Source organism: Streptomyces sp. NPDC091282 (genome assembly GCF_044757385.1).
In the GTDB taxonomy this organism is placed as follows: domain Bacteria; phylum Actinomycetota; class Actinomycetes; order Streptomycetales; family Streptomycetaceae; genus Streptomyces; species Streptomyces gramineus.
In genome coordinates this window covers 1,398,536-1,425,044 of record NZ_JBIVUX010000001.1, presented here as the reverse complement: position 1 = coordinate 1,425,044, position 26,509 = coordinate 1,398,536, and the positions used below count along the sequence as shown (strand labels likewise).

At 70.0% G+C, this 26,509-nt stretch carries 28 protein-coding genes and 1 tRNA gene; 19 read left to right on the top strand and 10 right to left on the bottom strand.

What is annotated here, in order from left to right:
- The first annotated feature begins 57 nt into the window (after positions 1-57).
- A complete protein-coding gene (locus tag ACIQOE_RS06550) occupies positions 58-1,464 on the top strand; it encodes an FAD-binding oxidoreductase (RefSeq protein WP_401409956.1) in 1,407 nt (468 codons plus the stop codon).
- A gap of 17 nt (positions 1,465-1,481) precedes the next feature.
- On the opposite strand, the gene ACIQOE_RS06545 is transcribed toward ACIQOE_RS06550, so the two are convergent.
- Entirely contained in the window at positions 1,482-1,895 is a 414-nt protein-coding gene (locus ACIQOE_RS06545; protein WP_401409954.1) for an SsgA family sporulation/cell division regulator, read from the bottom strand.
- A 235-nt stretch (positions 1,896-2,130) separates the two neighbouring features.
- On the opposite strand from ACIQOE_RS06545, the gene ACIQOE_RS06540 reads away from it, so the two are divergent.
- Together ACIQOE_RS06540 and ACIQOE_RS06535 are read left to right on the top strand one after the other, a co-directional pair.
- Entirely contained in the window at positions 2,131-3,444 is a 1,314-nt protein-coding gene (locus tag ACIQOE_RS06540; protein WP_401409952.1) for an RDD family protein, read from the top strand.
- 68 nt (positions 3,445-3,512) lie between these two features.
- Positions 3,513-4,193, top strand: coding sequence for an RDD family protein (locus ACIQOE_RS06535; protein ID WP_351322950.1), 681 nt, complete (start codon positions 3,513-3,515; stop codon positions 4,191-4,193).
- 92 nt (positions 4,194-4,285) lie between these two features.
- On the opposite strand, the gene ACIQOE_RS06530 is transcribed toward ACIQOE_RS06535, so the two are convergent.
- Positions 4,286-4,570, bottom strand: coding sequence for a hypothetical protein (locus tag ACIQOE_RS06530; RefSeq protein ID WP_351322951.1), 285 nt, complete (start codon positions 4,568-4,570; stop codon positions 4,286-4,288).
- Positions 4,571-4,990: 420 nt separating this feature from the next.
- Here ACIQOE_RS06530 and ACIQOE_RS06525 point away from each other — a divergent pair, with 420 nt between their 5' ends.
- Positions 4,991-7,351: an immune inhibitor A domain-containing protein gene (locus ACIQOE_RS06525; protein WP_401409949.1), complete on the top strand. Its 2,361-nt coding sequence runs from the start codon at positions 4,991-4,993 to the stop codon at positions 7,349-7,351.
- A 121-nt stretch (positions 7,352-7,472) separates the two neighbouring features.
- Positions 7,473-7,802 carry a hypothetical protein gene (locus tag ACIQOE_RS06520; RefSeq protein ID WP_351322953.1) on the top strand — a complete coding sequence of 110 codons (330 nt, stop codon included), beginning with the start codon at positions 7,473-7,475 and terminating at the stop codon, positions 7,800-7,802.
- 254 nt (positions 7,803-8,056) lie between these two features.
- On the opposite strand, the gene ACIQOE_RS06515 is transcribed toward ACIQOE_RS06520, so the two are convergent.
- Together ACIQOE_RS06515 and ACIQOE_RS06510 are read right to left on the bottom strand one after the other, a co-directional pair.
- Positions 8,057-8,641: a nicotinamidase gene (locus ACIQOE_RS06515; protein ID WP_351322954.1), complete on the bottom strand. Its 585-nt coding sequence runs from the start codon at positions 8,639-8,641 to the stop codon at positions 8,057-8,059.
- A gap of 157 nt (positions 8,642-8,798) precedes the next feature.
- Complete coding sequence (locus tag ACIQOE_RS06510; protein WP_362644161.1) at positions 8,799-10,145, bottom strand: nicotinate phosphoribosyltransferase; 1,347 nt, start codon at positions 10,143-10,145, stop codon at positions 8,799-8,801.
- Between the two features lie 7 nt (positions 10,146-10,152).
- Between ACIQOE_RS06510 and clpS the strand changes: the two genes are divergently transcribed.
- The 9 genes from clpS (at position 10,153) to ACIQOE_RS06465 (ending at position 17,963) form a co-directional block, all read left to right on the top strand.
- Positions 10,153-10,518: an ATP-dependent Clp protease adapter ClpS gene (gene clpS, locus ACIQOE_RS06505; protein WP_351323134.1), complete on the top strand. Its 366-nt coding sequence runs from the start codon at positions 10,153-10,155 to the stop codon at positions 10,516-10,518.
- A 57-nt stretch (positions 10,519-10,575) separates the two neighbouring features.
- Complete coding sequence (locus tag ACIQOE_RS06500) at positions 10,576-11,181, top strand: DUF2017 domain-containing protein (protein ID WP_399008004.1); 606 nt, start codon at positions 10,576-10,578, stop codon at positions 11,179-11,181.
- Between the two features lie 331 nt (positions 11,182-11,512).
- Entirely contained in the window at positions 11,513-12,952 is a 1,440-nt protein-coding gene (locus ACIQOE_RS06495) for an amino acid permease (RefSeq protein WP_351322957.1), read from the top strand.
- Positions 12,953-13,093: 141 nt separating this feature from the next.
- The gene (locus tag ACIQOE_RS06490; protein WP_351322958.1) at positions 13,094-13,516 is read left to right on the top strand and encodes a M67 family metallopeptidase; all 423 of its coding nucleotides are present in this window, start codon (positions 13,094-13,096) and stop codon (positions 13,514-13,516) included.
- Between the two features lie 105 nt (positions 13,517-13,621).
- Positions 13,622-13,717 carry a putative leader peptide gene (locus ACIQOE_RS06485; protein WP_351322959.1) on the top strand — a complete coding sequence of 32 codons (96 nt, stop codon included), beginning with the start codon at positions 13,622-13,624 and terminating at the stop codon, positions 13,715-13,717.
- Positions 13,718-13,801: 84 nt separating this feature from the next.
- A complete protein-coding gene (locus ACIQOE_RS06480) occupies positions 13,802-14,080 on the top strand; it encodes a MoaD/ThiS family protein (protein WP_351322960.1) in 279 nt (92 codons plus the stop codon).
- Between the two features lie 7 nt (positions 14,081-14,087).
- On the top strand, positions 14,088-15,038 hold the full coding sequence (locus ACIQOE_RS06475; protein ID WP_351322961.1) for a cysteine synthase: 951 nt from the start codon (positions 14,088-14,090) through the stop codon (positions 15,036-15,038).
- Positions 15,039-15,285: 247 nt separating this feature from the next.
- Positions 15,286-17,349: a putative Ig domain-containing protein gene (locus tag ACIQOE_RS06470; RefSeq protein WP_365571929.1), complete on the top strand. Its 2,064-nt coding sequence runs from the start codon at positions 15,286-15,288 to the stop codon at positions 17,347-17,349.
- Between the two features lie 122 nt (positions 17,350-17,471).
- On the top strand, positions 17,472-17,963 hold the full coding sequence (locus ACIQOE_RS06465) for a hypothetical protein (RefSeq protein ID WP_362644158.1): 492 nt from the start codon (positions 17,472-17,474) through the stop codon (positions 17,961-17,963).
- A 20-nt stretch (positions 17,964-17,983) separates the two neighbouring features.
- Here ACIQOE_RS06465 and ACIQOE_RS06460 read toward each other — a convergent pair whose 3' ends face one another.
- On the bottom strand, positions 17,984-18,442 hold the full coding sequence (locus ACIQOE_RS06460) for a type II toxin-antitoxin system PemK/MazF family toxin (RefSeq protein WP_351322964.1): 459 nt from the start codon (positions 18,440-18,442) through the stop codon (positions 17,984-17,986).
- Positions 18,443-18,691: 249 nt separating this feature from the next.
- Between ACIQOE_RS06460 and ACIQOE_RS06455 the strand changes: the two genes are divergently transcribed.
- Entirely contained in the window at positions 18,692-19,444 is a 753-nt protein-coding gene (locus ACIQOE_RS06455; protein ID WP_351322965.1) for an MBL fold metallo-hydrolase, read from the top strand.
- Between the two features lie 90 nt (positions 19,445-19,534).
- Here the strand turns inward: ACIQOE_RS06455 and ACIQOE_RS06450 are convergent, their stop codons facing one another.
- Positions 19,535-20,782 carry a PTS transporter subunit EIIC gene (locus ACIQOE_RS06450; RefSeq protein ID WP_351936343.1) on the bottom strand — a complete coding sequence of 416 codons (1,248 nt, stop codon included), beginning with the start codon at positions 20,780-20,782 and terminating at the stop codon, positions 19,535-19,537.
- A gap of 132 nt (positions 20,783-20,914) precedes the next feature.
- Positions 20,915-22,213, bottom strand: coding sequence for a PTS transporter subunit EIIC (locus tag ACIQOE_RS06445; RefSeq protein ID WP_351936344.1), 1,299 nt, complete (start codon positions 22,211-22,213; stop codon positions 20,915-20,917).
- 189 nt (positions 22,214-22,402) lie between these two features.
- On the opposite strand from ACIQOE_RS06445, the gene ACIQOE_RS06440 reads away from it, so the two are divergent.
- The 4 genes from ACIQOE_RS06440 (at position 22,403) to rdgB (ending at position 24,639) form a co-directional block, all read left to right on the top strand.
- The gene (locus ACIQOE_RS06440; RefSeq protein WP_234544142.1) at positions 22,403-22,636 is read left to right on the top strand and encodes a glucose PTS transporter subunit EIIB; all 234 of its coding nucleotides are present in this window, start codon (positions 22,403-22,405) and stop codon (positions 22,634-22,636) included.
- Between the two features lie 77 nt (positions 22,637-22,713).
- The gene (rph, locus tag ACIQOE_RS06435; RefSeq protein ID WP_362644157.1) at positions 22,714-23,451 is read left to right on the top strand and encodes a ribonuclease PH; all 738 of its coding nucleotides are present in this window, start codon (positions 22,714-22,716) and stop codon (positions 23,449-23,451) included.
- A gap of 147 nt (positions 23,452-23,598) precedes the next feature.
- Complete coding sequence (locus ACIQOE_RS06430) at positions 23,599-24,000, top strand: hypothetical protein (RefSeq protein WP_399008006.1); 402 nt, start codon at positions 23,599-23,601, stop codon at positions 23,998-24,000.
- Between the two features lie 33 nt (positions 24,001-24,033).
- The gene (gene rdgB / locus ACIQOE_RS06425; RefSeq protein WP_362644155.1) at positions 24,034-24,639 is read left to right on the top strand and encodes an RdgB/HAM1 family non-canonical purine NTP pyrophosphatase; all 606 of its coding nucleotides are present in this window, start codon (positions 24,034-24,036) and stop codon (positions 24,637-24,639) included.
- A gap of 42 nt (positions 24,640-24,681) precedes the next feature.
- On the opposite strand, the gene ACIQOE_RS06420 is transcribed toward rdgB, so the two are convergent.
- The 3 genes from ACIQOE_RS06420 to bcp form a co-directional block, all read right to left on the bottom strand.
- Positions 24,682-24,766: transfer RNA gene (locus ACIQOE_RS06420), tRNA-Leu, on the bottom strand.
- A 33-nt stretch (positions 24,767-24,799) separates the two neighbouring features.
- Positions 24,800-25,822 (bottom strand): HNH endonuclease, encoded by a 1,023-nt coding sequence (locus tag ACIQOE_RS06415; protein WP_401409942.1) that lies wholly within the window; start codon positions 25,820-25,822, stop codon positions 24,800-24,802.
- A 148-nt stretch (positions 25,823-25,970) separates the two neighbouring features.
- Entirely contained in the window at positions 25,971-26,438 is a 468-nt protein-coding gene (gene bcp / locus ACIQOE_RS06410; protein WP_351322972.1) for a thioredoxin-dependent thiol peroxidase, read from the bottom strand.
- Positions 26,439-26,509: the final 71 nt, after the last annotated feature.

Sequence of the window (26,509 nt, the reverse complement as noted above, 5' to 3'; positions counted from 1 at the left end):
CGGCGGCCCAAGGAGGGCGCCCGCGGGGTTCACACCGATGGCCCCGGGTGCGACGCTGTGATCATGAGCCGTATCGAAGCGCCTCGGGACGGGACCACCGGCAACCTCACCGACCGGCTCCTCGCGGGTCTGCCGGCCGACGCGGTTCTCGTGGACCCCGACGTGACCACCTCCTACGCCCACGACATGGCGAGCTTCTGCCCGGCGGGCGCCCCGGCCGTCGTCGTGCTGCCGCGCACGGTCGAGCAGGTCCAGCACGTCCTGCGCACCGCCACCGACCTGCGGGTGCCGGTCGTCCCGCAGGGTGCCCGCACCGGCCTGTCCGGCGGCGCCAACGCCACCGAGGGCTGCATCGTGCTGTCCCTGACCAGGATGGACCGCATCCTGGAGATCTCCCCGGTCGACCGCATCGCCGTGGTCGAACCCGGCGTCGTCAACGCCGTCCTCTCCCGCGCCGTCGAGGAGCACGGCCTCTCCTACCCGCCGGACCCCTCCAGCTGGGAGATGTGCACGATCGGCGGCAACATCGGCACGGCCTCGGGCGGGCTGTGCTGCGTGAAGTACGGGGTGACCGCCGAGTACGTGCTCGGCCTGGACGTCGTCCTCGCCGACGGCCGGCTGATGTCGACCGGCCGCCGTACCGCCAAGGGCGTCGCCGGGTACGACCTGACCCGGCTGTTCGTGGGCTCCGAGGGCTCGCTCGGTGTCGTCGTACGGGCCGTCCTCGCCCTGAAGCCCAAGCCGCCGCGGCAGCTGGTGCTGGCCGCCGAGTTCGGGTCCGCTGCCGCCGCCTGCGACGCGGTGTGCAAGATCATGACGGGCGGGCACGTGCCGTCCCTCCTCGAACTGATGGACCGTACGACCGTGAAGGCGGTCAACGACCTCACCCGCATGGGCCTGCCGGAGTCCACCGAGGCCCTGCTGCTGGCCGCCTTCGACACCGCGGACCCGGCCGCCGACCTCGCCGCGCTCGGCGCGCTGTGCGAGGAGGCGGGCGCCACCCAGGTGGTCCCGGCCGACGACGCCGCCGAGTCCGAACTCCTCCTCCAGGCCCGGCGGACCTCGCTGGTCGCCCTGGAGGCCGTCAAGGGCACCACGATGATCGATGACGTGTGCGTGCCCCGCTCCCGGCTCGGCGACCTGATCGAAGGCGTCGAGCGCATCGCGGAGAAACACCGGCTGACCATCGGCGTGGTCGCCCACGCGGGCGACGGCAACACGCATCCCACGGTCTGCTTCGACGCGCAGGACCCCGACGAGTGCCGCCGCGCCCGCGAGTCCTTCGACGAGATCATGGCCCTCGGACTGGAACTCGGCGGCACCATCACCGGCGAGCACGGCGTCGGCGTCCTGAAGAAGGAGTGGCTGGCCCGGGAGATCGGACCGGTGGGCGTGGAGATGCAGCGGGCCGTGAAGGCCGCCTTCGACCCGCTGGGCCTCCTCAACCCGGGCAAGCTGTTCTAGACCGCGACCACCGGCCCTCACCGGGCGAGCAACTGGTCGAGCGCGTCGTCGATGCCCAGCCGGCCGGCCTCGGTCCCCGGCGGCACCACCCGCAGCGTCCGCTCCAGCCAGGCGGACACCTGGGCGACCGGCGCTTCGAGCAGGGCGTCCCCGTCGGGTGAACTCAGCGCCATCAGCACGACGCTGCGGCCCTCCACCTTCGTCGGCCACACCCGCACGTCCCCGTGCCCGCACGGCCGGAACACCCCCTCCACCAGCAGGTCCCGGGCGAAGGTCCAGTGGACGGGGGCGTCGGAGGTGACGTGGAAGCCGACGTGCACCGCATACGGGTCGTCGGAGCGGTAGCAGAGCCGGGCCGGGACCGGGATGCTCCGCTCGGGGGACAGGATGAGCCGCAGCTCCAGTTCGCGCTCCACCACGGTGTGCTGCATGACGTTCGTTCCTCTCGGCCGGTCGTGCGGGCGCCTGGGACGGGCCCGTACGAGGAGAGAGGAGCCGGGGCCGCGAGCATTACGCGGGTCGCGGGAAGTTTTTCCGCCGGGCCGCGGGGGCGCACGGGAATGCCCGGAAAGGGGCGGGTCCTGCGGGACTGGCGGTGGCGGGGACGCGGGTCTGATAGATGTGGAGCCTCCCACACGACCCCCGAGCAGATACGGGATGACGGACATGACCGCCCCTACCCCGGCACCCGGTGACGAACGGCCCCGCGAGGGCTACTACCCGGACCCGTCCATCCCCGGCTACGTCCGTTACTGGAACGGCGCCGCGTGGGTGCCGGGCACCAGCCGCCCGGCCCCGTCCGGCGGCGAACAGCTCGCCCCGCCGCCCGGCTCCCGCCCCTCGACCCCGGTGGTGGAGGAGACCGGCCCGCACTTCTTCGACGAGGACCCGCAGCGGGGTGGCTCCGGCTGGGCGGCCGAGGGGACTCCGTGGGGCACCGACCCGCGGGCGGCGGCGGGTCCGCCGTCCCAGCCCGACGGCCGTTCCTCCCACACGGACGGTTCGGCGACGATCCCGCCGGCCGACCAGGGGGACGTCGACTCCGGCGGCACGTTCATCTTCCGCAGGCCGACCCTGGGCCCCGCGTCCGCTCCACAGGCCGACCGGCCGCCCCTGGACGACGGCACGCGGACCTTCCGTCCGATCCGCACCGACGGCGCCCCGGGCACGGGCGCCGCGTCCGGCGCGGGCGCATCCGGCGCGCAGGGCCCGGCGGGCGCTCCCGCGAGCGCCCGCCCCGGCTTCGGCGCCGGAAAGGCCGCCGCCGAACGGGCCGCCGCGGCCCCGTCGCCCGCCGCGCCCCAGGCCGTCGCCCCGCCCGTACCCCCGCAGTCCGCCGGCTCCCGGCCCGGGTCCGGCGCGCCCATGACCTCCGGGCCCGGCGGCGGCCAGTCCTCCTGGGCGCAGCAGGTGCACCGGCTCGCGGGCGACCAGCAGGCCGCGCCCTGGAAGCCGCCGGTGGAGGACGTCTTCCAGGCGGCCGCCCGGCGGCAGGCCGCGGCCCGTCCCGCCGGGCTCGGCAAGCGGTTCGCCGCCCGGCTCGTCGACAGCCTGATCGTCGGCGTGCTGACCGCCGTTGCCGCCGTGCCGCTGGGCAGCCGCGCGGCCGACCACGTCCAGGAGAAGATCGACGCGGCCAAGCTCTCCGGCCGCACCGAGACCGTCTGGCTGCTCGACGGCACCACCGGCCTCTACCTCGGCGTCGTCCTCGCCGTCCTGGTCGCCGCCGGCGTCCTGTACGAGGTGTGGCCCACCGCCAAATGGGGCCGCACCCTCGGCAAGAAGCTGTTCGGCCTGGAGGTGCGGGACATCGAGGGCCACGAGCCCCCGGCGTTCGGTACCGCCCTGCGCCGCTGGCTGGTGTACACGGTGCCGGGTCTGCTCGGCATCGGGATCGTCGGCGTCGCCTGGTGCCTGTTCGACCGGCCCTGGCACCAGTGCTGGCACGACAAGGCGGCGCACACCTTCGTCGCCGGCTGACGGGGCGTCGTACCCCGTACGGCCTCGCGCCGGATGCGGCCGGGGCGGCTTCGCGGTCCACTCGGGCCATGAGCACCGAACCGCCCCCGGGCTCCGGACAGCCGCCGGAGGACGACCCGTTCAGGAAACAGCCCCCGTCCGGGCCGCCGGACGAGGGCCAGGGGCCGGGCTCGCCGTACGACACCCCGTACGGCGGCGCGCAGCCCCCGCCGCCCTCCTACGGCGGCGGCCCCTACGGAGCCGGCGGCGGCCCGTACGACTCGGGGGCCGGCGGCCGTCCGGCCGATCCGCTCGCCGGGATGCCGCCGCTCGCCGACAGCGGCCGGCGCACGCTGGCCCGGATCATCGACATGATCCTGGTGCTCATCGTGGTCTGGCTGCTCACCTGGGCGTTCGGGGTGCGCGAGTACGAGGTGAACGGCGACAAGATGGAGGTCGGCAAGTCCTTCGCGCAGTCGCTGGTCGCCGCCGTCCTGTTCGTCGGCTACGACACCCTGATGACCGCCAGGTCGGGCCGCACCCTCGGCAAGAAGTGGCTCGGCATGCGGGTCGCCGACCTGTCCGACGGGTCCACGCCCTCGGCCCAGACCTCGCTGGTGCGGGCGCTCGTGCTGTGGCTGCCGTTCGCCTTCTGCTGCGCCTGCGTGTGGACGGTCATCTGCGGCGGCTGGAGCTTCTTCGACAAGCCGTACAAGCAGGGGCTGCACGACAAGGCCGCCAAGACGGTCGTGGTCAGCACCCGGAACTGACCTCGCGGCGCGCACAAGCAGCCGGCGGGTCCGTCAGTCTCACGGACCCGCCGGCTTTCTCGTGCGCGCGGTGCTTGTCGGGGGTACGGGCGTCAGGGCTCCCGGACGGAGTCGGCCGCGGCGGCGGCCACGGTCTCCCGGTGGCGGGGGACCCGCACCTCGGGGGAGGCGAGCGGAGCGGGTTCGGGCTCGGCGGCCGCGCGCGGCCGGGGGAGCGGGACCGTCATGGCGACCAGCAGTCCCAGACCGAGCGCCGCGAGCGCGATGACCGCGATCCCGATGCCCGAACTCGTCTGTGACAGCAGCAGCATGGCGAGCGTCGAGCAGATCACGGTGCACGAACCGTAGACGAGCTGTGCCGGGGTCGGACGAGGCATGGCAATCGTGTCCTCGGAAGATGTGGGGTGAGACGGGGAGCCGGCCTTGCTTTCCACCGGCTTCCGGGCGTTCCACCGTTCGACTCTATTCGCGTGCATGCCCGACTGGAACGTCCGGTAAGCGTGACCTAACCCACGGTACCGGTGCACAGGGGGCGCACGGTCGCATGGCATACGGCGCCCGGCGGCATATGCGCGCCGGGTGAGCGAGGTCCGCGGGGGCCTCCTCTATCACGGTGTCCGTAAAGCGAACTTCCTCTCCGCATAGTGCAGTTGAACTGTCCAAGTCAAGGTCTGTCTTTTCTCGTAAACCAGTAGTCAAATGACGTCACTTGAATCGACGCGTTGAACGTGCGCGCACGGATCCTTCCATGTATCCGGACCCCCCTTCCGTGCGCGCGGCGCAGGGGAGGACCTCAAGTGACCAACAGATCCTGGACGTTGAGAGCGCTCGCCATCGGGGTGACCCTCGCGACGGCGTCCGCGGGCTTCACCACCTTCGCCGTGGCCCAGGCCGCGACGAAACCGGCGACCCACACCGTCGACCGGAAGGACCCGTCGACGAAGCAGGACGAGCACGACCTGGACGGGCCCCTGAGCAAGACCCAGGAGGCCCAGCGGCAGGAAGCCCTCGACCAGGTCATATCCGGCAAGGCCCAGGTCAAGGACCGGGACGGCTCCAAGGTCGTCCAGCTCAAGGGCAAGAAGGGCGACAGCAAGTACGTCGAGCTCGGCCGGGAGAAGACCGACAAGATCTTCACGATCCTGGTGGAGTTCGGCGACCAGACCGACCCCCGCTACGGCGGCACCGTCGGCCCGCTGCACAACCAGATAGCCAAGCCGGACCGCACCAAGGACAACTCCACGGCCTGGCAGAAGGACTACAACCAGGCCCACTTCCAGGACCTGTACTTCGGCACCGGCAAGAAGACCGAGTCGCTCAAGAAGTACTACGAGAAGCAGTCCTCGGGCCGCTACTCGGTCCAGGGCGAGGTCACCGACTGGGTCAAGGTCCCCTACAACGAGGCCCGTTACGGCAACAACGCCTGCGGCTCCACCACCTGCTCCAGCGTCTGGAACCTGGTCCGCGACGGCCTGAACTCCTGGGTCGCCGGCCAGAAGGCGGCCGGTGAGTCCGACGCGGCGATCAAGGCCGACCTCGCCCAGTACGACCAGTGGGACCGCTACGACTACGACGGCGACGGCAACTTCAACGAGCCCGACGGCTACGTCGACCACTTCCAGATCGTGCACGCCGGCGAGGACGAGTCCGCGGGCGGCGGCGCCCAGGGCACGGACGCCATCTGGGCGCACCGCTGGTACGCCTTCGGCACCGACGCCGGCGCGACCGGCCCCGCGAACAACAAGCTCGGCGGCACCCAGGTCGGCGACACCGGCGTCTGGGTCGGCGACTACACCATGCAGCCGGAGAACGGCGGACTCGGCGTCTACGCGCACGAGTACGGCCACGACCTCGGCCTGCCGGACGAGTACGACACCGACGGCGGCGAGAACTCCACCGGGTTCTGGACCCTGATGTCCTCCGGTTCCTGGCTCGGCACCGGCAAGGAAGCCATCGGCGACCTGCCCGGCGACATGAACGCCTGGGACAAGCTCCAGCTCGGCTGGCTCAACTACGACGTGGCCAAGGCCGGCAAGAAGTCCAGCCACAAGCTGGGCGTGGCCGAGTACAACACCAAGGACAAGCAGGCCCTCGTGGTCTCGCTGCCCGACAAGGCGGTCACCACCACCGTCGTCGCCCCGGCCCAGGGCGCGACCCAGTGGTGGAGCGGCAGCGGCGACAACCTCAAGAACACGCTGACCCGTGACGTCGACCTGACCGGCAAGTCCTCGGCGACGCTGAGCCTGGACGGCTGGTACGACATCGAGGCGGGCTACGACTACCTCTACGCCGAGGTGTCCACCGACGGCGGCGCCAACTGGACCGCCCTGGACGGCACGGCCGACGGCCAGGCCATCCCGCGCGACGGCAGCGACAAGCCGGCGCTCACCGGTTCGGTCGACGCGTACACCAAGCTGTCGTACCCGCTGAACGCCTACGCGGGCCAGAAGATCCAGCTGCGCTTCCGCTACCAGACCGACGGCGGGGTCGCCCTCAAGGGCTTCGCGGCCGACGAGATCACGGTGACCGCGGACGGTTCGGCGCTCTTCTCCGACAACGCGGAGTCCGCGGACCCGGCGTGGACCGCGGCCGGCTTCTCCCGCATCGGCGAGTCCTTCACCAAGGACTACGCGCAGTACTACATCGCGGAGAACCGCCAGTACGTGTCGTACGACACGACCCTGAAGACCGGTCCGTACAACTTCGGCTTCTCGACGACCCGTCCGGACTGGGTGGAGCACTACCCGTACCAGAACGGCCTGTTGATCTGGAAGTGGGACACCTCCCAGGCGGACAACAACACGCACCTGGGCGACGGCGGCCACCCCGGCACCGGTCTGATCCTCCCGATCGACTCCCACCCGACGACGCTGAAGTGGTCCAACGGCACGCTGATGCGCAACCGCGTGCAGGCCTACGACTCGCCGTTCAGCCTCTACGCGAGCGACGGGATCACGCTGCACAACGCGGACGTGGCGACCAAGATCAGGCAGTCCTCCGGGGTGTCGGTCTTCAACGACCACAAGAGCGACTACTACGACGCCTCGAACCCGACCGGTGGTGTCAAGATCACTGACACCAACACGAAGATCAACATCGTCACGGAGGCCAAGGACGGCTCCACGATGTCCCTCCAGGTCGGCCCTGCGGTGAAGTAACACGCATCTTCGCAGGTCAGAGACGTATCGGCGGCGACCCCCTGGCGGGTCGCCGCCGATCGTGTTTAGGTGCGTCCTGTGGCTTTCTTATTGACACCTACTCGTACGGGGGTATGACCGCATGGCCGCAGGAGGGTTCTGCAAGCTGCCGAACGGCAGCGTGGTGGTGGCACTGAACCTGCCCAGCCCCGCCCCCGCCGGGGGCGCCTCGGGCGTCCGGGTACTGGTCCTCGCCCAGAACCGCGCCCGCGCCCTGACCAGGCTCAGGAACCTCGGCATGCGAGCGGTCTACCTGCGGGGCAACGCGGCCCCGCCGACCCCCGACGAGATCACGGCCGTCCTGCACCACCCCGACGGCCTCATATGGCGAACCGCCCCTGACAACGGTGTCACCGCCACCGAACTGTGGCACCCGATCAGAGCCCTCCTCCGAAGATCAGCAGCGGCCTGACCCCCGGAAAGCGAGCCGAACTGCCGATCGCCGGGTCCACGCCCGCCCTGAGGGGCGCGGGGAACTGCGCGATCAGCCCCCACCGGCCCGCAGCCGGGGAGCGGCCTGCTGTGGCGCCGGAAAGAGGCCGAGACCGCTGATCGCCGGGGCAGCGCCCGACCTCAGGGGCGCGGGGAACTGCGCGACCGGCCCCCACCGTCCCGCAGACGCACACCGCCCGGTCACCGCATCCCCCCGGAGGGCAGACGCGGCGGTCACACCACCGGCTTGCCCGTCAGCTCCACACCCGCCGCGCGCAGCTCCTCCAGCGCCCGCTCCGTCGTCTCCTCCGAGACCCCCGCCGTCAGATCCAGCAGCACCTGGGTGCGAAAGCCCCTGCGGACCGCGTCCAGCGCGGTGGCCCGCACGCAGTGGTCCGTGGCGATCCCGACGACGTCCACCTCGGTGATCTCCCGGGCGCTCAGCCAGTCGCCCAGCGGGACCCCGTTCTCGTCGGCGCCCTCGAAGCCGCTGTAGGCCCCGGCGTACGTGCCCTTGCTGAACACCGCGTCCACCGCGCCGGAGGCGACCGCCGGGGCGAAGTTCGGATGGAAGCCGACGCCCTCGGTGCCGGCCACGCAGTGCGCCGGCCAGCTGTGCACGTAGTCGGGGTTGTCCGCGAAGTGGCCGCCCGGCGCGATGTGGTTGTCGCGGGTCGCCACCACGTGGCGGTAGCCCGCCGGCGCCTGTCCGATCAGCTCCGTGATGGCGGCGGCCACATCGGCGCCGCCCGAGACCGCGAGGCTGCCCCCCTCGCAGAAGTCGTTCTGCACATCGACGACGATCAAGGCGCGGCGCATGGTCGGTGTCCTTCGCGTTCGGTATCGGGTCTGTCGAGGGGGGAGACGCAGAGAAACAGGGTGCGGGCCCGGCCTGAACCTCCGAGCGTAGAGACTTACGGAGGCTTAGGGGAGGGGGCTTCGCGGGGCGCGTACGGCGCGTACGCGGGCACCCGCTCTAGCTACCCGAGCGCCCCTGGACGTACTCCGTCGGAAGGACCGCTTCTCCGCGGGAGAGCTGGGTCGCGGACAGCGGCAGGCTCACCTTGGCCGCCGCGTGGCGCGCGCGGGAGGCGTCCAGCGGTTCGCGGGCGACGACCTCGCCGGACTTCACCAGCTCGACCAGCAGCTGCTGGTCGACCAGCTCGGCCGGCACCTCACCGGTGCCGACGACCTCGGCCTCCGCGACCCCCTCGGCGTCCGTCCGCCGCGCCGCCCACTTGCGGCCGCCGACGGACGTCTTGCCGCCGGTGGACTTCTTCGCGACCGGCAGCAGCGGTGCCTTCGGATCGGCGGACTCGGCGCGGGCGACCAGCTTGTAGACCATGGAGCAGGTGGGGTGCCCGGAGCCGGTGACCAGCTGGGTGCCGACGCCGTACGCGTCCACGGGGGCCGCGGCCAGCGAGGCGATGGCGTACTCGTCGAGGTCGGAGGTGACGACGATCTTCGTGTCCCGGGCGCCCAGCTCGTCCAGCTGCTGGCGGACCCGGTGGGCGACCAGCAGCAGGTCGCCGGAGTCGATGCGGACGGCGCCCAGCTCGGGTCCTGCCACCTCGACGGCCGTGCGGACCGCCTCGGCGACGTCGTAGGTGTCGACCAGCAGGGTGGTTCCCCGGCCGAGCGAGTCGACCTGGGCCCGGAAGGCGTCCCGCTCGCGGTCGTGGAGCAGGGTGAAGGCGTGGGCGGAGGTGCCGACGGTGGGGATGCCGTAGCGGAAGCCGGCGGCGAGGTCGGAGGTGGTGGCGAAACCGCCGACGTAGGCGGCGCGGGAGGCGGCGACCGCGGCCAGCTCGTGGGTGCGGCGGGCACCCATCTCGATCAGCGGCCGGTCGCCGGCGGCCGAGGCCATCCGGGAGGCGGCCGCCGCGATCGCCGAGTCGTGGTTGAGGATCGAGAGGATCACCGTCTCCAGCAGCACGCACTCGGCGAAGGAGCCCTCCACCCGCATGACCGGCGAGCCCGGGAAGTAGACCTCGCCCTCCGGGTAGCCCCAGATGTCACCGCTGAAGCGGTAGCCGGCGAGCCAGCGCAGGGTGGGCTCGTCGACGATCTCCCGGTCGGCCAGGAAGCCGAGGACGTCCGGGTCGAACCGGAAGTTCTCCACGGCGTCCAGGACGCGTCCGGTGCCCGCCACGACGCCGTACCTGCGCCCCTCCGGGAGCCGCCGGGTGAAGACCTCGAAAACGCTGCGCCGCTCGGCCGTTCCGGCCTTGAGGGCGGCCTGCAGCATCGTCAGCTCGTACTGGTCCGTGAAGAGTGCCGTCGAGGGAACATCCACCGGCAGCCCAAGGTCCGCTGTGTTCATGGCAAGCATGCTACCCCCATTTCGTCAGTGTGACGATTTGTGGGCCGCGTGGCAGCATGGGCCTGTGACGTCACCCGCTCCCGTAGAGATCGAACGCACCGAGTCGGCGGAGGAGGTCTTCGCCGTACCCGAGCCCGACGTCCCCTGGGTGACGATCGTGCACAACGACCCCGTCAACCTCATGAGCTACGTGACGTACGTCTTCCAGACGTACTTCGGCTATCCCAAGGACAAGGCCACCAAGCTCATGCTGGACGTCCACCACAAGGGCCGGGCGGTCGTGTCCAGCGGCTCCCGCGAGGAGATGGAGCGCGACGTGCAGGCGATGCACGGCTACGGCCTGTGGGCCACCCTCCAGCAGGACCGGAAGTAGTCACCCCCCTCCTCGACTCGACTCCTCGACCAGGACCGGAAGCAGCGAACCCCCTTCATGCCAGGAATCTTCGAACCGCTCCCCGGCGGCGGCGCGGCCGTCGCGCTCGACGACGTCGAGATCTCGATCATCCGGTCGCTGGCCGTCCAGCTCCTGGAGCTCATCGGCCCCGGCCCCGCCGAGGACGCGCCCGACGACCCGCTCGCCGAGCTGTTCGCCGAGGGACCGAGCGAGGCGCCCACCGACCCGGTGCTGCGCCGGCTCTTCCCGGACGCCTACTCCGACCCGGAGCGGCTGCCCGGCTCCACGCGGGAGGCCGAGGAGCGCACGGCGCACTCGGCCGAGTTCCGCCGCTACACCGAGAACGACCTGCGGGCCGGCAAGCGGGAGAGCGCGCTCGCGGTCATCCGCTCCCTGGACGCGCTGGCTCCGGTGGGGGAGGGCGGCGCGGTCCTCGAACTGGCGCCGCAGGAGTCCCGGCAGTGGCTCGGCGCCCTGAACGACCTGCGCCTGGCCATCGGCGCCCGCCTCGACATCACCGACGAGGACGACACCGATCTGCTGTACCAGCTTCCCGACGAGGACGCGCGCAAGCCGATGGTGATGGCCTACCTGTGGCTCGGCGGCCTCCAGGAGACCCTGGTCGCCACCCTTATGTCGTAATCCGTCCCGCTTTCGCGTTCGCTCAGAGGACGCTCAAATCCGGATAACGATCCAGTCACCGTTGTGGCCCGGTATGGCCGTTTCGGCCCGACTTTGTCCGGTTCTTCCTGTGGTGTGCGCCACAACGCCTGCCGGTCGCTCCCTGTGATCAGTGTGGCGGCCGTGATAAATCTTCACGACCGCCCGGCGGCACCACCCACGTGCCCGTCCGGGTGCGCCACCGAGCCGACCATCGTCGGCCAGGCACCACTCCAGCAATCCGGGGGGATCGAAACCCGATCCGCGGCCGACCAGAGGCCCGGGTCGGCATGGAGAAAGGCGCACACCACACATGACCTCCGCTCAGGTCGACACGTCGGAGCAGTCCTCCGAAGCCTCGGAAGAGGGGTACGAGCGCGGACTCGGCAGCCGCCAGGTCCAGATGATCGCCATCGGCGGCGCCATCGGCGTCGGCCTCTTCCTCGGCGCCGGGGCGAACATCGCCAAGGCCGGTCCCAGCCTCATCCTGATGTACGCCCTCGCGGGCGGCATCATCTTCTTCATCATGCGGGCGCTCGGCGAACTGCTCCTGTACCGCCCGGTCTCCGGGTCCTTCGCCGAGTACTCACGGGAGTTCCTCGGCCCGTTCTTCGGCTACTTCACCGGCTGGACGTACTGGCTGATGTGGGTCGTCACCGGCATGGCCGAACTGACGGCCGCCGCGATCTACGTCAACTACTGGTTCCCGTCCGTCCCCCAGTGGGTGACCGCGCTGGTCTTCCTGGTGATCCTCTTCGGGGTCAACCTGATCTCCGTGAAGGTCTTCGGAGAACTGGAGTTCTGGTTCTCCATGGTCAAGGTCACCGCCCTCATCGGCATGATCGTGATCGGTCTCGGCGTCCTCACCTTCGGCTTCAGCGCCGCCGGTGACACCGCGTCGGTGGCGAACCTCTACCAGTTCGACGGCTTCTTCCCCAAGGGCGTCGGCTCCTCCCTGATGACCCTCCAGGGCGTCATGTTCGCCTACCTCGCGGTCGAGCTGGTCGGCGTCACCGCCGGCGAGTCCGAGAACCCGGAGAAGACCCTCCCCAAGGCGATCAACACCCTCCCCTGGCGCATCGCCCTCTTCTACGTCGGCGCGCTCACGGTCATCCTGTGCGTCGTCAAGTGGACCGAGTTCGCACCGGGCGTCTCCCCGTTCGTCGCGGCCTTCGCGAAGATCGGCATCCCGGCCGGCGCCGGCATCGTCAACTTCGTCGTCCTGACCGCCGCGCTGTCCTCCTGCAACTCCGGCATGTACTCCACCGGCCGGATGCTGCGGAACCTCGCGGACAGCGGCGAGGCCCCGGCCGCGTTCCGGAAGCTGTCCGCGTCGAAGACCCCGGCGTTCGGCATCACCGTCTCCGTGCTCTTCATGGGCATCGGCGTGATCCTCAACTACATCGTCCCGGAGAAGGCGTTCGGATACGTCACCTCGGTGGCCACCGCGGCCGGCATCTGGACCTGGCTGATGATCCTGATCAGCCACGTCCTGTACCGCCGCGCGGTCGACGCGGGCAGGCTGCCCGCCTCCCCGTTCCCGGCGCCGGGCGGCGCGGTGTGCAGCTGGATCGCCATCGTCTTCCTGCTCTTCGTGACCGGCCTGATCGCCTACGACGGAGACTCCCGGGTCTGCCTGTACGTGATGGCCGGCTGGGCCGCCGCGCTCGGCGCCGGCTGGCTGGTCCTGAAGAACCGCCATCCGGAGGTCACCGAGCGGCGCGAGGGGACGCCGCTGGAGAAGGTGAGCTGACCCCCTCGCCACCCCCTCAGGACGTCCCGCCGCGGGGAGCTCTCGTGGCGCCCCCCGCGGCAGCCGCTCAGGACGTCCGGCATATGGGCCGCCCCGTACCAGCCTTCGGTACGGGGCGGCCCTCTGCTTATCCTGGCGGACATGCTGACCATCACCCAGGAACTCGTCGACCGGATCGTCGCCCACGCGCGCAAGGACCATCCCGACGAGGCGTGCGGCGTCGTGGCGGGAGCGGCCGGCTCGGACCGCCCCGAGCGGTTCGTCCCGATGCTGAACGCGGCGATGTCGCCGACGTTCTACGAGTTCGACTCCGGCGACCTGCTCAGGCTCTACCGCGAGATGGACGACCGCGACGAGGAGCCGGTGGTCATCTACCACTCCCACACCGCGACCGAGGCCTATCCCTCCCGCACGGACATCAGCTACGCGAACGAGCCCGGCGCGCACTACGTCCTGGTCTCGACCGCCGACACCGACGGCGGCGGCGACTTCCAGTTCCGGTCCTTCCGCATCGTCGACGGCGAGGTCACGGAGGAGGAGATCACCACGGTGGACGCCTACTGACCACGCGCTGCGCCCTCGACGGGCCATCTCATCCTGCGGTCGAAAACTGTCCGTACTCCGAGATCACACTCCAGAACCCGCACCGGGAATCGATACGATGACCCCATGGTTCTGAACGACGTGAGCGACAAGGCGCGGAGCACCCTGCTCGTGGCGCGGCTGCACGTCGACCTGTGCAGGCTGAACAGCGCCATCTGTTGACCTTCCCTGCCGCCGTACGGCCGTGAGCCGCGGCGTGCCGCCGCGCGCCCACCCACCCAGACTTTCCGACAGGAGCCCTGAGCCATGGCCATCGAGGTCCGCATCCCGACCATCCTCCGCCAGTACACCGACGGTCAGAAGGCGGTGGACGGCAGCGGTGGCACCCTCGCCGAGCTGTTCGCCGACCTCGAGAGCAGGCACCCGGGCATCCAGGCCCGCATCGTGGACGACGGCAAGCTGCGCCGCTTCGTCAACGTGTACCTCAACGACGAGGACGTGCGGTTCGTCGACGGCATCGAGACCAAGCTGACCGACGGCGACACCATCACGATCCTGCCGGCGGTCGCCGGCGGCATGGCCTGAGATCGGCATGCGCTACGACTCCCCGCTGGCCGCGGTCGGCAACACCCCCCTGGTGCGCCTGCCGCGGCTCTCGCCCTCCGCCGACGTGCGGATCTGGGCCAAGCTGGAGGACCGCAACCCGACCGGCTCGGTCAAGGACCGCCCCGCTCTGCACATGATCGAGCAGGCGGAGAAGGACGGCCGGCTCACCCCGGGCTGCACCATCCTGGAGCCGACCTCGGGCAACACCGGTATCTCGCTGGCGATGGCGGCCAAGCTCAAGGGCTACCGCATGGTGTGCGTGATGCCCGAGAACACCTCGCAGGAGCGCCGGGACCTGCTGGGCATGTGGGGCGCGGAGATCATCTCCAGCCCGGCGGCCGGCGGGTCCAACACCGCCGTGCGGGTGGCCAAGGAGATCGCCGCCGAGCACCCGGACTGGGTGATGCTCTACCAGTACGGCAACCCGGACAACGCGGGGGCGCACTACGCGACGACCGGTCCGGAGATCCTCGCCGACCTCCCCTCCGTCACGCACTTCGTCGCCGGGCTCGGCACCACCGGCACCCTCATGGGCGTCGGCCGCTACCTGCGCGAGCAGAAGCCGGACGTGCGGATCGTCGCCGCCGAACCCCGCTACGACGACCTCGTGTACGGGCTCCGCAACCTCGACGAGGGGTTCGTGCCCGAGCTGTACGACGCCTCGGTGCTCACCACCCGCTACTCGGTGGGCTCGGCCGACGCCGTGACCCGGACCCGGGAACTCCTCCAGCAGGAGGGCATCTTCGCGGGCGTCTCCACCGGCGCCGCGCTGCACGCCGCGATCGGCGTCGGGAAGAAGGCCGTGCAGGCCGGCGAGAGCGCGGACATCGTGTTCGTCGTCGCCGACGGCGGCTGGAAGTACCTGTCGACCGGCGTCTACACGGCCGCCACGACCGAGGAAGCCATCGAGACCCTTCAGGGTCAGCTCTGGGCATAGCCCTCATCATGCACGCGCCAACCCCCTCCTATGAGGGGGCTAAGCGCTGTCCATGCCGTAGCAAAGATCTTCGTCCGGGGGGACCGGCCCTCACCGAACCCGGCTAGCTTCTCCTCGTCCTGTTCATGCCATGCATGTCGGCATCCCAGGGTGTTCGAAGTGTCATGCTCATGACTGCGCGCACTCTGCCGCCGCTACGCGCGTCACGGGCCTGCCTTGTAACCCCACCGATGGAGGCAGTACCCCCATGCGTGAATCACGACGGAGCCTGCGAAGACTCCTGGCCGTCGCCTTCCCCGCCCTCGCCCTCGCCGTCTCCGGATTCGCCGCGGCACCCACCGCCGGAGCCGTCCAGCCCGCGACCGCGGCACCCCACGCCACCACCAAGGCCACCCAGAACGCCAAGGCCCTGACCGACCCCGCCCGCCAGGCCGTCCACGGCACCGGCAAGGCCGGCCAGAAGGTGCCCACCGAGCACCTGTGCGCCACCGCCACCAAGGCCGGCCAGGTCTCCTGCTTCGCACAGCGCCGGACCGACATCAAGCAGCAGCTGGCCTCCGCGCTCGCCGCCGCCCCCTCCGGCCTGAGCCCCTCGAACCTGCACAGCGCCTACAACCTGCCCTCGACGGGCGGTTCCGGCCTGACCGTCGCCGTGGTCGACGCCTACAACGACCCCAACGCCGAGTCGGACCTGGCCACTTACCGCTCGCAGTTCGGCCTGTCGGCCTGCACCAAGGCCAACGGCTGCTTCAAGCAGGTCAGTCAGACCGGTTCGACCACCTCGCTGCCCACGAACGACTCCGGCTGGGCCGGCGAGGAAGCGCTCGACATCGACATGGTCAGCGCGGTCTGCCCGAACTGCAGCATCATCCTCGTCGAGGCGACGTCGCCCACCGACGCCAACCTCGGCACCGCCGAGAACGAGGCCGTCACCCTCGGCGCCAAGTTCGTCTCCAACAGCTGGGGCGGCTCCGAGTCCTCCTCCCAGACCAGCGAGGACACCTCGTACTTCAAGCACCCGGGCGTGGCGATCACCGTCTCCGCCGGTGACGAGGACTACGGCGCCGAGTTCCCGGCGACCTCCCAGTACGTGACCGCCGTCGGCGGCACCGCGCTGTCCACCTCGTCCAACTCCCGCGGCTGGACCGAGTCGGTGTGGAAGACCAGCTCCTCCGAGGGCACCGGCTCCGGCTGCTCCGCCTACGACGCCAAGCCGAGCTGGCAGACCGACACCGGCTGCTCCAAGCGCATGGAGTCCGACGTCTCCGCGGTCGCCGACCCGGCCACCGGCGTGGCGGTCTACGACACCTACGGCGGATCCGGCTGGGCCGTCTACGGCGGCACCAGCGCCTCCTCGCCGATCATCGCCGGCGTCTACGCCCTCGCCGGCACCCCGGGCGCGAGCGACTACCCGGCGAAGTACCCCTACTCCCACACCGGCAACCTGTACGACGTCACCAGCGGCAACAACGGCTCCTGCTCGACGTCGTACTTCTGCACCGCCGGCACCGGCTACGACGGCCCGACCGGCTGGGGCACCCCGAACGGCACCACCGCCTTCACCGCCGGCACCAGCACCGGCAACACGGTGACCGTCACCAACCCGGGCAGCCAGTCGACCGTCACCGGCAGCTCGGTCAGCCTCCAGATCTCGGCGACCGACAGCGCGGGCGCCGCCCTCACCTACAGCGCGACCGGCCTGCCCACCGGCCTGTCGATCAGCAGCTCCGGCCTGATCTCCGGCACCGCGTCCACCGCGGGCACCTACCAGGTCACCGTGACGGCCAAGGACTCCACCGGCGCCACCGGTTCGACGTCGTTCGGCTGGACCGTCAGCACCAGCGGCGGCGGCGGCACCTGCACCTCGGCCCAGCTGCTCGGCAACCCGGGCTTCGAGTCGGGCAACACCACCTGGAGCGCCTCCAGCGGGGTCATCACCAACGACACCGGCGAGGCGGCGCACGCCGGCTCCTACAAGGCCTGGCTCGACGGCTACGGCTCCACCCACACCGACACGCTCTCCCAGTCGGTGACGATCCCGTCCGGCTGCAAGGCCACCTTCACCTTCTACCTGCACGTCGACACCGCCGAGACCAGCACCAGCACCCAGTACGACAAGCTGACGGTCACCGCCGGTTCGACGACCCTGGCCACCTACTCCAACCTCAACAAGGCCACCGGGTACGCCCAGAAGTCCTTCGACCTGTCGTCCTACGCGGGCTCGACCGTCACCCTGAAGTTCAGCGGTGTGGAGGACTCCTCCCTGCAGACCAGCTTCGTCGTCGACGACACCGCCGTCACGACCGGCTGATCCGTCCGTGACATGACCGGATCCCGCACCCGGAAGCCGTCCGGGTGCGGGATCCGTATGTCCGGGGCATACGTCACATCGGCATCAAGGGTTCCGTTCCCCGACGGAAAGGCGGACACCCCATGCGCCGTACGACGGTCCACCGCACCTCGCTCGCCGCGGCCACCCTCCTCCTGCTGGCGGGCTGCGGCTCGCAGAGCGGCGACACCGGCCAGGGCAGCGGCAAGGTCTCCGCCCCGCCGCCGTCCTCCGGCCCGGCCACGGGCCCCGGCGCGAGCGGCTCCCCGGGCGGCTGCGCGCCCCGCACCTCCGAACTCACCGCCGCCGACAACCGCGGCACGGTCTGCGTGACGGTCGGCGGACAGCTCCGGCTCACCCTCGACGGCACCCGGCAGCGCCCCTGGAAGGCCGTCACGGTCAGCGGCGACGGGCTGCGGGCCACCAACGGCGGGATCGTGCTCCAGCCCGGCGACGCCACCGCCGCCTACGACGCCGTGGCACCCGGCACCGTCACCCTCACCTCGTCCCGGCCGCTGTGCGCCGAGCCCGCCACGCCCGGCGGGGTCTCCTGCAAGGGCATCCAGGAGTGGCAGGTCACCGTGCGGGTGCGGTGACCCTCAGGGCGCGGTGGCGCTCAGGGCGCCAGGTGCCGGACCTGGTCCCAGAGCACCGGGTCCACCACGCCCACCCGGCGCCGGAACTCGCCCACCGACACCTCGCGCAGCTCGTCCGTCTCCAGGAAGCTCGGCCGGCCCCGGGCGTCCCCGACCGAACCCGGCGGCAGCGGGATCACACCGGCCCGCTCGTCGTGGTACTTGCTGGTGATCTTCGCGACGGTCGCCCGGCTGCCGCGCACCGCGAGCACCAGACAGGGCCGGTCCTTGGCGCCCGGACCGTCCTCGTAGGGCACGTTGGCCCACCAGATGTCCCCGGGCCGGGGCCGCCCGGTCTGCGCGCGCGGGGGACGCGGATGCCCCGGCGGCCGGGTCCGGTGCCCGCGCGGACGATGACCCCGGCCCCACCCGTCGACGAGTGTGGCGACCAGCGCCAGCAGGACGACTGCCGCGAGCGCGAGCCACCATGACGTGTCCATACGACGACGTTACCGGCGCGGGATATCCGACGCGCGCCCTTGCGCGATCCTTGTGCGCCCCTAGTCCAGCCGAACCGGTGACAGCACAGGTGAGTTCGCCCACAACGGCCCCTGGCAGAGGAGCGACCGGCCCTTTTGCGCCTTACGCTCGACAAACCGCACGACCCGCTCACCCCCCGCTCACCTCTCTGTTCTCCGACTCCAGTTCCCGGTCGTTCCGGGTGTTCCGCCAACGGAGGTTTCTGCTTCATGAAGCTCACCGTCGTCGGCTGCTCGGGGTCGTTCCCGTCCGCGGAATCGGCCTGCTCGAGCTACCTCGTAGAGGCCGACGGCTACCGGCTGCTCCTCGACATGGGCAACGGCGCCCTGGGCGAGCTGCAGCGCCACTGCGGTCTCTACGACCTCGACGCGATCTTCCTGAGCCATCTGCACGCCGACCACTGCATCGACATGTGCGCCTACTTCGTGGCGCGCTACTACCGCCACGACGGCGGCCCGTGCCCGCCGATCCCGGTCTACGGACCCGAGGGCACCGAGCACCGTCTCACCACGGCCTACGCCGACACCCCGAGCGCCTCCTCGATGAGCGAGGTCTTCGACTTCCACACGGTCAAGCCGTCCACGTTCGACCTCGGCCCCTTCACGGTCCACACCGAACGGGTCCGCCATCCCGTGGAGGCCTACGGCGTCCGCGTCGAACACGCCGGGAAGTCGCTGACGTACTCGGGCGACACGGGCGTCACGGAGGCGCTCGAGACGCTGGCCCGTGACACCGACCTGTTCCTGTGCGAGGCGGCCTTCACGCACGGCAAGGAGAACATCCCGGACCTGCACCTCAACGGCCGCGAGGCCGGCGAGACCGCGGCCCGCGCCGGCGCCAGGCGCCTGGTCCTCACCCACATCCCCCCGTGGACCGACCCGGCGGTGAACCTCGCCGACGCGCGCGAGGTCTTCGACGGTCCGGTGGACCTGGCGGCGCCCCGCGTCGTCTACGAGATCTGACCCGCCGCACCACGGGGTTCAGGCCTGTCGGTACGGCAAAGGCCCCCGCAGCCGCCGGGCTGCGGGGGCCTCGTCATGGCCGGGCCGGACTCACGCCTTCGTGAGGTCCTCGACCTCCTCCTCGGGCTCGCGGCCCGGGGTGGGAAGGTTGAACCGGATGATCGCGAACCGGAAGACGAAGTAGTAGATCGCTCCGAAGACCAGACCGATCGGGATGATCAGCCACGGCTTGGTCGCCAGGTTCCAGTTGAGCGCGTAGTCGATGACACCCGCGGAGAAGGTGAAGCCCGCGTGGACCCCGAGCGCCCAGGTGATCGCCATGGACAGGGCGGTCAGCACCGCGTGGATCGCGTACAGCAGCGGCGCGATGAACATGAAGGTGAACTCGATGGGCTCGGTCACACCGGTCACGAACGAGGTCAGCGCCATCGACAGCATCATGCCCATCACGGCGGCACGGCGCTCCGGGCGGGCGGTGTGCGCGATGGCCAGGGCGGCGGCCGGCAGGCCGAACATCATGATGGGGAAGAAGCCGGACATGAACTGACCGGCCGTCGGGTCACCGGCGAAGAAGCGGGTGAGGTCACCGTGGACGATCTGGCCCGAGGCGTTCTTGAAGTCACCGATCTGGAACCAGGAGACGGTGTTCACGAACTGGTGCATGCCGACCGGGATCAGCGCACGGTTGATCAGACCGAACAGACCGGCACCGAAGGCGCCGAGACCGGTGATCCACTCGCCGAAGTCGGAGATGCCGTCACCGATGGGCTTCCAGATCAGGCCGAAGAAGACACCCATGATCGTGCCGACGAAGGCCATGATGATCGGGACGAGCCGGCGGCCGTTGAAGAAGCCGAGCCAGTCGACCAGCTTGGTCCGATGGAAGCGCTGCCAGATCACCGCACCGAGGAGACCCATGATCAGGCCGCCCAGCACACCGGGGTTGTTGTAGGTCGCGGCTATGTCCGCACCCGCCTGGACCTTCGCCTCGGTGACGGGGAACGCCTTGAGGACGTTGCTGTAGACCAGGAAGCCGACCAGGGCGGCCAGAGCGGTGGAGCCGTCGGACTTCTTGGCGAAGCCGATCGCGACACCGATGCAGAACAGCATCGGGAGGTTGTCGAAGATCGCGCCACCGGCCGTCGCGAACACCGCGGTGACCTTGTCGGGCAGGTGCAGCTTGTCGTGGATGTCCTGCTGACCGAAGCGGAGCAGCAGACCCGCGGCCGGCAGCACGGCGATCGGGAGCTGAAGACTGCGGCCGACCTTCTGCAGGCCCTGGAACAGACCGGAACCCCACTTCTTTGTGGGAGCCGCCGTCGTGGTGGCGGTTGTCATACTTCCTCCATCGGTGGTGGTCTACACCACTCAGTGGTGTAGACCTGTTGTACACGATGGGGGCGTTATAAGGAACCCGTCAATTCCGCAACAGAAGAATCACGCTTTGTACGCCGTCCGGTGACCCCGCGGCTAAGCCTTGGTGACGTCCTCCACCTCGTCCTCCGGCTCCCGGCCCGGCGTCTTCAGATCGAACCGCGTGATGGCGAACCGGAAGACCGCGTAGTAGACCACCGCGAAGCACAGCCCGATCGGGACGATCGCCCACGGCCTGGTCGCCAGGTTCCAGTTGATGACGTAGTCGATCAGCCCCGCCGAGAAGCTGAACCCGTCGTGCACCCCCAGCCCCCACGTCACCGCCATCGACACCCCGGTCAGCACCGCGTGCACCGCGTACAGCAGCGGCGCGATGAACAGGAACGAGTACTCCAGCGGCTCCGTGATCCCGGTGACGAACGACGTCAGCGCCACCGACAGCATCAGACCGCCGATCTCCTTGCGCCGGTGCGGCTTCGCGCAGTGCGTGATCGCGAGCGCGGCCGCGGGCAACGCGAACATCATGATCGGGAAGAACCCCGACGTGAACTGACCCGCGTCCGGATCACCCGCCAGGAACATGTTGATGTCACCGTGCACCGTCAGACCGTCCGGCGTCGTGTAACTGCCGAACTGGAACCAGATGGGCACGTTCAGGAACTGGTGCAGCCCGATGACGAGCAACGCCCGGTTCGCGACCCCGAACACTCCCGCACCCCAGGCACCCGCCTCCCGCAGCCAGTGGCTGAAACTCTCCAGCCCGGCACCGACCGGCGGCCACACCCACAGACACACCACCGCGAAGACGATCGCGACGAACGACATGATGATCGGCACCAGCCGCCGCCCGTTGAAGAAACCCAGCCAGTCCACCAGCCTCGTACGGTGGAAACGGGCCCAGAAATACGCGGTCAGTAGCCCCATCGCGATCCCGCCGAAGACACCCGGGTTCTGGAACGTGAACGTCGACACCGACCCGTCGCCCACCTGGCAGCCGATCCCCGGCAGCACCCTCGACCCGCCCGGACAGTCCTCCGGGAACTGATGCAGCACCCCGTAATAGACGAGAAAGCCCGCCACCGCGGCCAGCGCCGTCGACCCGTCCGCCTTCTTCGCCATCCCGATCGCGACGCCCACGCAGAACAGCAACGGCAGCCCGACCGACCCGTCGAGCAGCGCACCGCCCGCGCCCTGCATCACCTTGGAGACGTCCGTCCAGCCGAGCCCGCGGTCCCCGAAGACGTCCGGCTGCCCCAGCCGGTTCAGGATCCCCGCCGCCGGCAGCACCGCGATCGGCAGCTGCAGACTCCGCCCCATCTTCTGCAGCCCCTGGAAAAGAGCGTTCCACCGCTCCCGTCCGGGACTGACCGTGCTGTCGGCGCTCTCGGCACTCATGGGCGCGTCCTCCGGGCCGCTCGGCTCCACCGCAGGGGTTTGGCGACCGCCCGTCCGCTGGTGTAGACCAGTTGGCGACGGTTCCGCCGCAGTGCTCGCCATCATTCGGCAGGCGCGGCACGGCCGCTCGAAAAGTTGGGCCAACTGTGGGTTACTGCGACAAAGCGGTTCGAATCAGGGAGAAGGAACATGGCCAGCAAGGCTGAGAAGATCGTCGCCGGCCTCGGCGGAATCGAGAACATCGACGAGATCGAAGGCTGCATCACCCGGCTGCGCACCGAGGTCCACGACGCCTCGAAGGTCGACGACGCCGCCCTGAAGGCCGCCGGAGCCCACGGCGTCGTCAAGATGGGAACCGCCATCCAGGTCGTCATCGGCACCGACGCCGACCCCATCGCCGCGGAGATCGAAGACATGATGTGAGCCTCCCCGGCTCACCCGAAGGGGCTCCTCCCTCCTGGGAGCGAGCCCCTTGTGCCGCTCCCGATAGGCTCATGGCCATGTCTCGACACGACGGCCGCACCCCCGAACAACTCCGCCCGGTCACCATCGAACGCGGCTGGAGCAAGCACGCCGAGGGCTCCGTCCTCGTCTCCTTCGGCGACACCAAGGTCTTCTGCACCGCCTCGGTCACCGAGGGCGTCCCCCGCTGGCGCAAGGGCAGCGGCGAAGGCTGGGTCACCGCCGAATACTCCATGCTGCCCCGCGCCACCAACACCCGCGGCGACCGCGAATCCGTCCGCGGCAAGATCGGCGGCCGCACCCACGAGATCTCCCGCCTCATCGGCCGCTCCCTGCGCGCGGTCATCGACTACAAGGCCCTCGGCGAGAACACCATCGTCCTGGACTGCGACGTCCTCCAGGCCGACGGCGGCACCCGCACCGCCGCGATCACCGGCGCCTACGTGGCCCTCGCCGACGCCGTCACCTGGGCCAAGGAACGCAAACTCGTCAAGGCCGGCCGCCAGCCCCTGACCGGCACCGTCTCGGCCGTCTCCGTCGGCATCGTCGGCAAGGTCCCGCTCCTCGACCTCTGCTACGAGGAGGACGTCCGCGCCGAGACCGACATGAACGTCGTCTGCACCGGCGACGGCCGTTTCGTCGAGGTCCAGGGCACCGCCGAGGCCGAACCCTTCGCCCGCGACGAGCTCAACGCCCTCCTTGACCTCGCCGTCGCCGGCTGCACCGACCTCGCCGCCATCCAGCGCGCGGCCCTCGAAGCGAACCTGCCCCACTAGGACGGGCACCGCCAAGTAAAGGGAAACAAAAATCCCGAGGTACGCGGCGGCAACCCGGGCGGCCGACCCCGCGTCCCCATAGGTACGGGCGCACGGCATGAACAACCGTGCGCCCGGCCAGTCAGTCAACGGGAGGGGAACACCGTCATGGCCGCCAGCCGACGCCGAGGCCGCCGCATCACCGCCATCGCCGCCGTGACCGCGACCGCCGCACTCACCCTCGGCCTCACCGGCTGCGACGCCGTCGACAAGGCCCTGGACTGCGTCCAGACCGCCGACTCCATCGCCGACAGCGTCACCGACCTCCAGCAGGCCGTGGAGAACGCCGCCGACGACCCCACCAAAACGGACGCCTCCCTCGACTCGATCCAGAGCAACCTGGGGAAGATCGGCGACAGGACCGACGACGCCGACGTCAACAAGGCCGTCGACGACCTCGACAAGGCCGTGGACAACGTCCGCACCGCCCTGAAGAACGGCGACTCCACCCCCGACGTCACCCCGGTCACCGACGCGGCCGGCGAACTCACCAAGGTCTGCACGCCGTAACCGCCGGTCCCCGCCCTTGGGATACTGCCTGGCATGACGACCCGCCTGATCCTCGCCACCCGCAACGCCGGAAAAGTCACCGAGCTGCACGCCATCCTCGCCGAGGCGGGACTGCCCCACGAACTCGTGGGCGCCGACGCCTACCCCGACATCCCCGACGTCAAGGAGACGGGCGTCACCTTCGCCGAGAACGCGCTCCTCAAGGCCCACGCCCTGGCCCGGGCGACGGGCCTCCCGGCGGTCGCCGACGACTCCGGCCTCTGCGTCGACGTCCTGAACGGCGCCCCCGGCATCTTCTCCGCCCGCTGGGCCGGCCGCCACGGCGACGACAAGGCCAACCTGGACCTCCTGCTGGCCCAGCTCTCCGACATCGCCGAGGAGCACCGGGGAGCCCACTTCGCCTGCGCGGCGGCCCTGGCCCTGCCCGACGGCACGGAACGCGTCGTCGAGGGCCGGCTGGAGGGCGTCCTCCGCCACACCCCGTCCGGCACGAACGGCTTCGGCTACGACCCGATCCTCCAGCCGGAGGGCGAGACACGAACCTGCGCGGAACTGACCCCGTCCGAGAAGAACGCGATCAGCCACCGGGGCAAGGCGTTCCGGGGGCTGGTACCGGTGGTGCGGGAGCTGTTGGGCTGAGAGGCAGTCGAGGGACGCCCACCGGGCGCCCCTCGGCGCATGTACGGCCGGTGGGACTCGAACCCACACGGGCTTTCGCCCACTGCGCCCTAAACGCAGCATGTCTGACCAATTCCATCACGGCCGCCCCAAAACGGTCATCATGCTCGACCGGCGGCACTCAGTGTACGGGGCTTCCGGGACGCTCGGCGAGTGGGACTCTGCTCTTCTGGCGACACCACGTGTCCGTGGACGCATGGCAATTGGGGCACAGATAGCGAAGGTTCTCCCGGCGATTGTCCCGCCAGTCGCCATTGACATGGTCGATCTGCAGGGTGATCTGATGCCCACGCCACTCGCCGAGGTTGCCGCACTCTACACACGCGTACGGCACTCCGAGCTCGGCCAGGGCTTGGTGAAGACGAGATCTGTTCGTCCGTCCGGCCTGCTGGGGCAGGATCACCAGCACTCGATGGGCCGTCGCTGAAGGGGCCGGCCGCTCGGGCCGACCCCAGGATCGGCGCGTGAAGTGGCCGGTTTCGAGGCGAAGGCGGGAAGCCGTGCGCCGTACGCGTCGGTGGTTGGTGTCGTTGACATCCATTCCGAGTCCACGCATGACCTCTGCGTAGCTTGTGCTGGTCAGCACCAGTTCGCGCAGCTTGTCCTCGGGAATAACTGCACGTCGATGTGGGAAGTGGCTGGTGTCGATGAGCTGGTCCGCCAGCATGCGGCGCAGTGTCCCCCGTGACCGGCTGTCGTCGGGAACTCCCAGAACGCGAGCTACGCCGCGCACGCTGGTAGCCGTCGCTGCGGCCGCTCGGAGTTCTTTTGAAGTGAAGGGTAGATCCAGTTCGGGGCGATCCATGCCGGGGAAGTGGCTGATGTCGATGCCTGCGGCGTCAAGGCGACGTCGGATGTGCGAGAGGGTCCCCGTGGCTGGTGTGGCACCCAGTTTGAGCGCAACTTCCCGCAGGGAGAACGAGGATGCGGCGGCCTCCGCGATAGCGGTGTCGGGGTACTTGCGCCATGGGCTGTGCTTGGTGAAGTGGCTCGTATCGAGTTCGTGACGCGTCACATGCTCCTGCAGCACCCGCCTTTGACCGCCACTCGGATTGAGGCCCAATCGCCGCATCAGCTCGGCCCAGTTGCGTGCTTCGGCAACTTCCAGCGCCAGCCGCTCCCTGGTGTACGTACCGGCCCCCATCGGACCCCCTCCGTTCCGGCCGCGCGTTCGCAGCTCGTACGGAGTAACGAACCGGTTATCGGACAGTCACGCCCACGGGGGCCGGGGAAGAGGGAACGGCCCGCGCCGGGGGGATCCGGTGCGGGCCGTCGGTGGCAGGTCTAGGGGGTCAGATGCCCAGGTCCTTGATGATCTTGGCGACGTGGCCGGTGGCGCGGACGTTGTAGAGGGCCCGTTCCACCTTGCCCTCCTCGTCCACGACGACCGTGGAGCGGATGACGCCCAGGTACGTCTTGCCGTAGTTCATCTTCTCGCCGTACGCGCCGTACGCGTCCAGGACCTTCTTGTCGGGGTCGGCGACCAGGGTGACCTTGAGGTTCTCCTTGTCGCGGAACTTGCCGAGTTTCTCCGGCTGGTCGGGGGAGACCCCGATGACGTCGTAGCCCGCGCCGGCCAGCAGGTCGAGGTTGTCGGTGAAGTCGCACGCCTGCTTCGTGCAGCCGGGCGTCAGCGCCGCCGGGTAGAAGTAGACGATGACCTTGCGGCCCTTGTGGGCGGAAAGGGACACCTCGTTGCCGTCGGCGTCGGGGAGGGTGAAGTCGGGGGCCACGTCCCCGGGCTGGAGTCGCTCGCTCATCGGTCCAGCGTAACGGGGGGTCCTGACAGTGCGGCGGCGACGAGAACTGACAGACTGTCCAGAACATGCAG

Excerpts from the sequence above, each read along its gene's own strand:
- bcp (WP_351322972.1), bottom strand. The coding sequence starts at position 26,438 with ATGAGCGAGCGACTCCAGCCCGGGGACGTGGCCCCCGACTTCACCCTC.
- rdgB (WP_362644155.1), top strand. The coding sequence starts at position 24,034 with ATGACGACCCGCCTGATCCTCGCCACCCGCAACGCCGGAAAAGTCACC.
- ACIQOE_RS06450 (WP_351936343.1), bottom strand. The coding sequence starts at position 20,782 with ATGACAACCGCCACCACGACGGCGGCTCCCACAAAGAAGTGGGGTTCC.
- ACIQOE_RS06470 (WP_365571929.1), top strand. The coding sequence starts at position 15,286 with ATGCGTGAATCACGACGGAGCCTGCGAAGACTCCTGGCCGTCGCCTTC.
- ACIQOE_RS06460 (WP_351322964.1), bottom strand. The coding sequence starts at position 18,442 with ATGGACACGTCATGGTGGCTCGCGCTCGCGGCAGTCGTCCTGCTGGCG.
- ACIQOE_RS06485 (WP_351322959.1), top strand. The coding sequence starts at position 13,622 with ATGGTTCTGAACGACGTGAGCGACAAGGCGCGGAGCACCCTGCTCGTG.
- ACIQOE_RS06415 (WP_401409942.1), bottom strand. The coding sequence starts at position 25,822 with ATGGGGGCCGGTACGTACACCAGGGAGCGGCTGGCGCTGGAAGTTGCC.
- ACIQOE_RS06490 (WP_351322958.1), top strand. The coding sequence starts at position 13,094 with ATGCTGACCATCACCCAGGAACTCGTCGACCGGATCGTCGCCCACGCG.
- ACIQOE_RS06530 (WP_351322951.1), bottom strand. The coding sequence starts at position 4,570 with ATGCCTCGTCCGACCCCGGCACAGCTCGTCTACGGTTCGTGCACCGTG.
- ACIQOE_RS06475 (WP_351322961.1), top strand. The coding sequence starts at position 14,088 with ATGCGCTACGACTCCCCGCTGGCCGCGGTCGGCAACACCCCCCTGGTG.
- ACIQOE_RS06545 (WP_401409954.1), bottom strand. The coding sequence starts at position 1,895 with ATGCAGCACACCGTGGTGGAGCGCGAACTGGAGCTGCGGCTCATCCTG.
- ACIQOE_RS06495 (WP_351322957.1), top strand. The coding sequence starts at position 11,513 with ATGACCTCCGCTCAGGTCGACACGTCGGAGCAGTCCTCCGAAGCCTCG.
- clpS (WP_351323134.1), top strand. The coding sequence starts at position 10,153 with ATGCTACCCCCATTTCGTCAGTGTGACGATTTGTGGGCCGCGTGGCAG.
- ACIQOE_RS06520 (WP_351322953.1), top strand. The coding sequence starts at position 7,473 with ATGGCCGCAGGAGGGTTCTGCAAGCTGCCGAACGGCAGCGTGGTGGTG.
- ACIQOE_RS06455 (WP_351322965.1), top strand. The coding sequence starts at position 18,692 with ATGAAGCTCACCGTCGTCGGCTGCTCGGGGTCGTTCCCGTCCGCGGAA.
- ACIQOE_RS06510 (WP_362644161.1), bottom strand. The coding sequence starts at position 10,145 with ATGAACACAGCGGACCTTGGGCTGCCGGTGGATGTTCCCTCGACGGCA.
- ACIQOE_RS06440 (WP_234544142.1), top strand. The coding sequence starts at position 22,403 with ATGGCCAGCAAGGCTGAGAAGATCGTCGCCGGCCTCGGCGGAATCGAG.
- ACIQOE_RS06515 (WP_351322954.1), bottom strand. The coding sequence starts at position 8,641 with ATGCGCCGCGCCTTGATCGTCGTCGATGTGCAGAACGACTTCTGCGAG.
- ACIQOE_RS06430 (WP_399008006.1), top strand. The coding sequence starts at position 23,599 with ATGGCCGCCAGCCGACGCCGAGGCCGCCGCATCACCGCCATCGCCGCC.
- ACIQOE_RS06540 (WP_401409952.1), top strand. The coding sequence starts at position 2,131 with ATGACCGCCCCTACCCCGGCACCCGGTGACGAACGGCCCCGCGAGGGC.
- ACIQOE_RS06500 (WP_399008004.1), top strand. The coding sequence starts at position 10,576 with ATGCCAGGAATCTTCGAACCGCTCCCCGGCGGCGGCGCGGCCGTCGCG.
- ACIQOE_RS06535 (WP_351322950.1), top strand. The coding sequence starts at position 3,513 with ATGAGCACCGAACCGCCCCCGGGCTCCGGACAGCCGCCGGAGGACGAC.
- rph (WP_362644157.1), top strand. The coding sequence starts at position 22,714 with ATGTCTCGACACGACGGCCGCACCCCCGAACAACTCCGCCCGGTCACC.
- ACIQOE_RS06465 (WP_362644158.1), top strand. The coding sequence starts at position 17,472 with ATGCGCCGTACGACGGTCCACCGCACCTCGCTCGCCGCGGCCACCCTC.
- ACIQOE_RS06480 (WP_351322960.1), top strand. The coding sequence starts at position 13,802 with ATGGCCATCGAGGTCCGCATCCCGACCATCCTCCGCCAGTACACCGAC.
- ACIQOE_RS06445 (WP_351936344.1), bottom strand. The coding sequence starts at position 22,213 with ATGAGTGCCGAGAGCGCCGACAGCACGGTCAGTCCCGGACGGGAGCGG.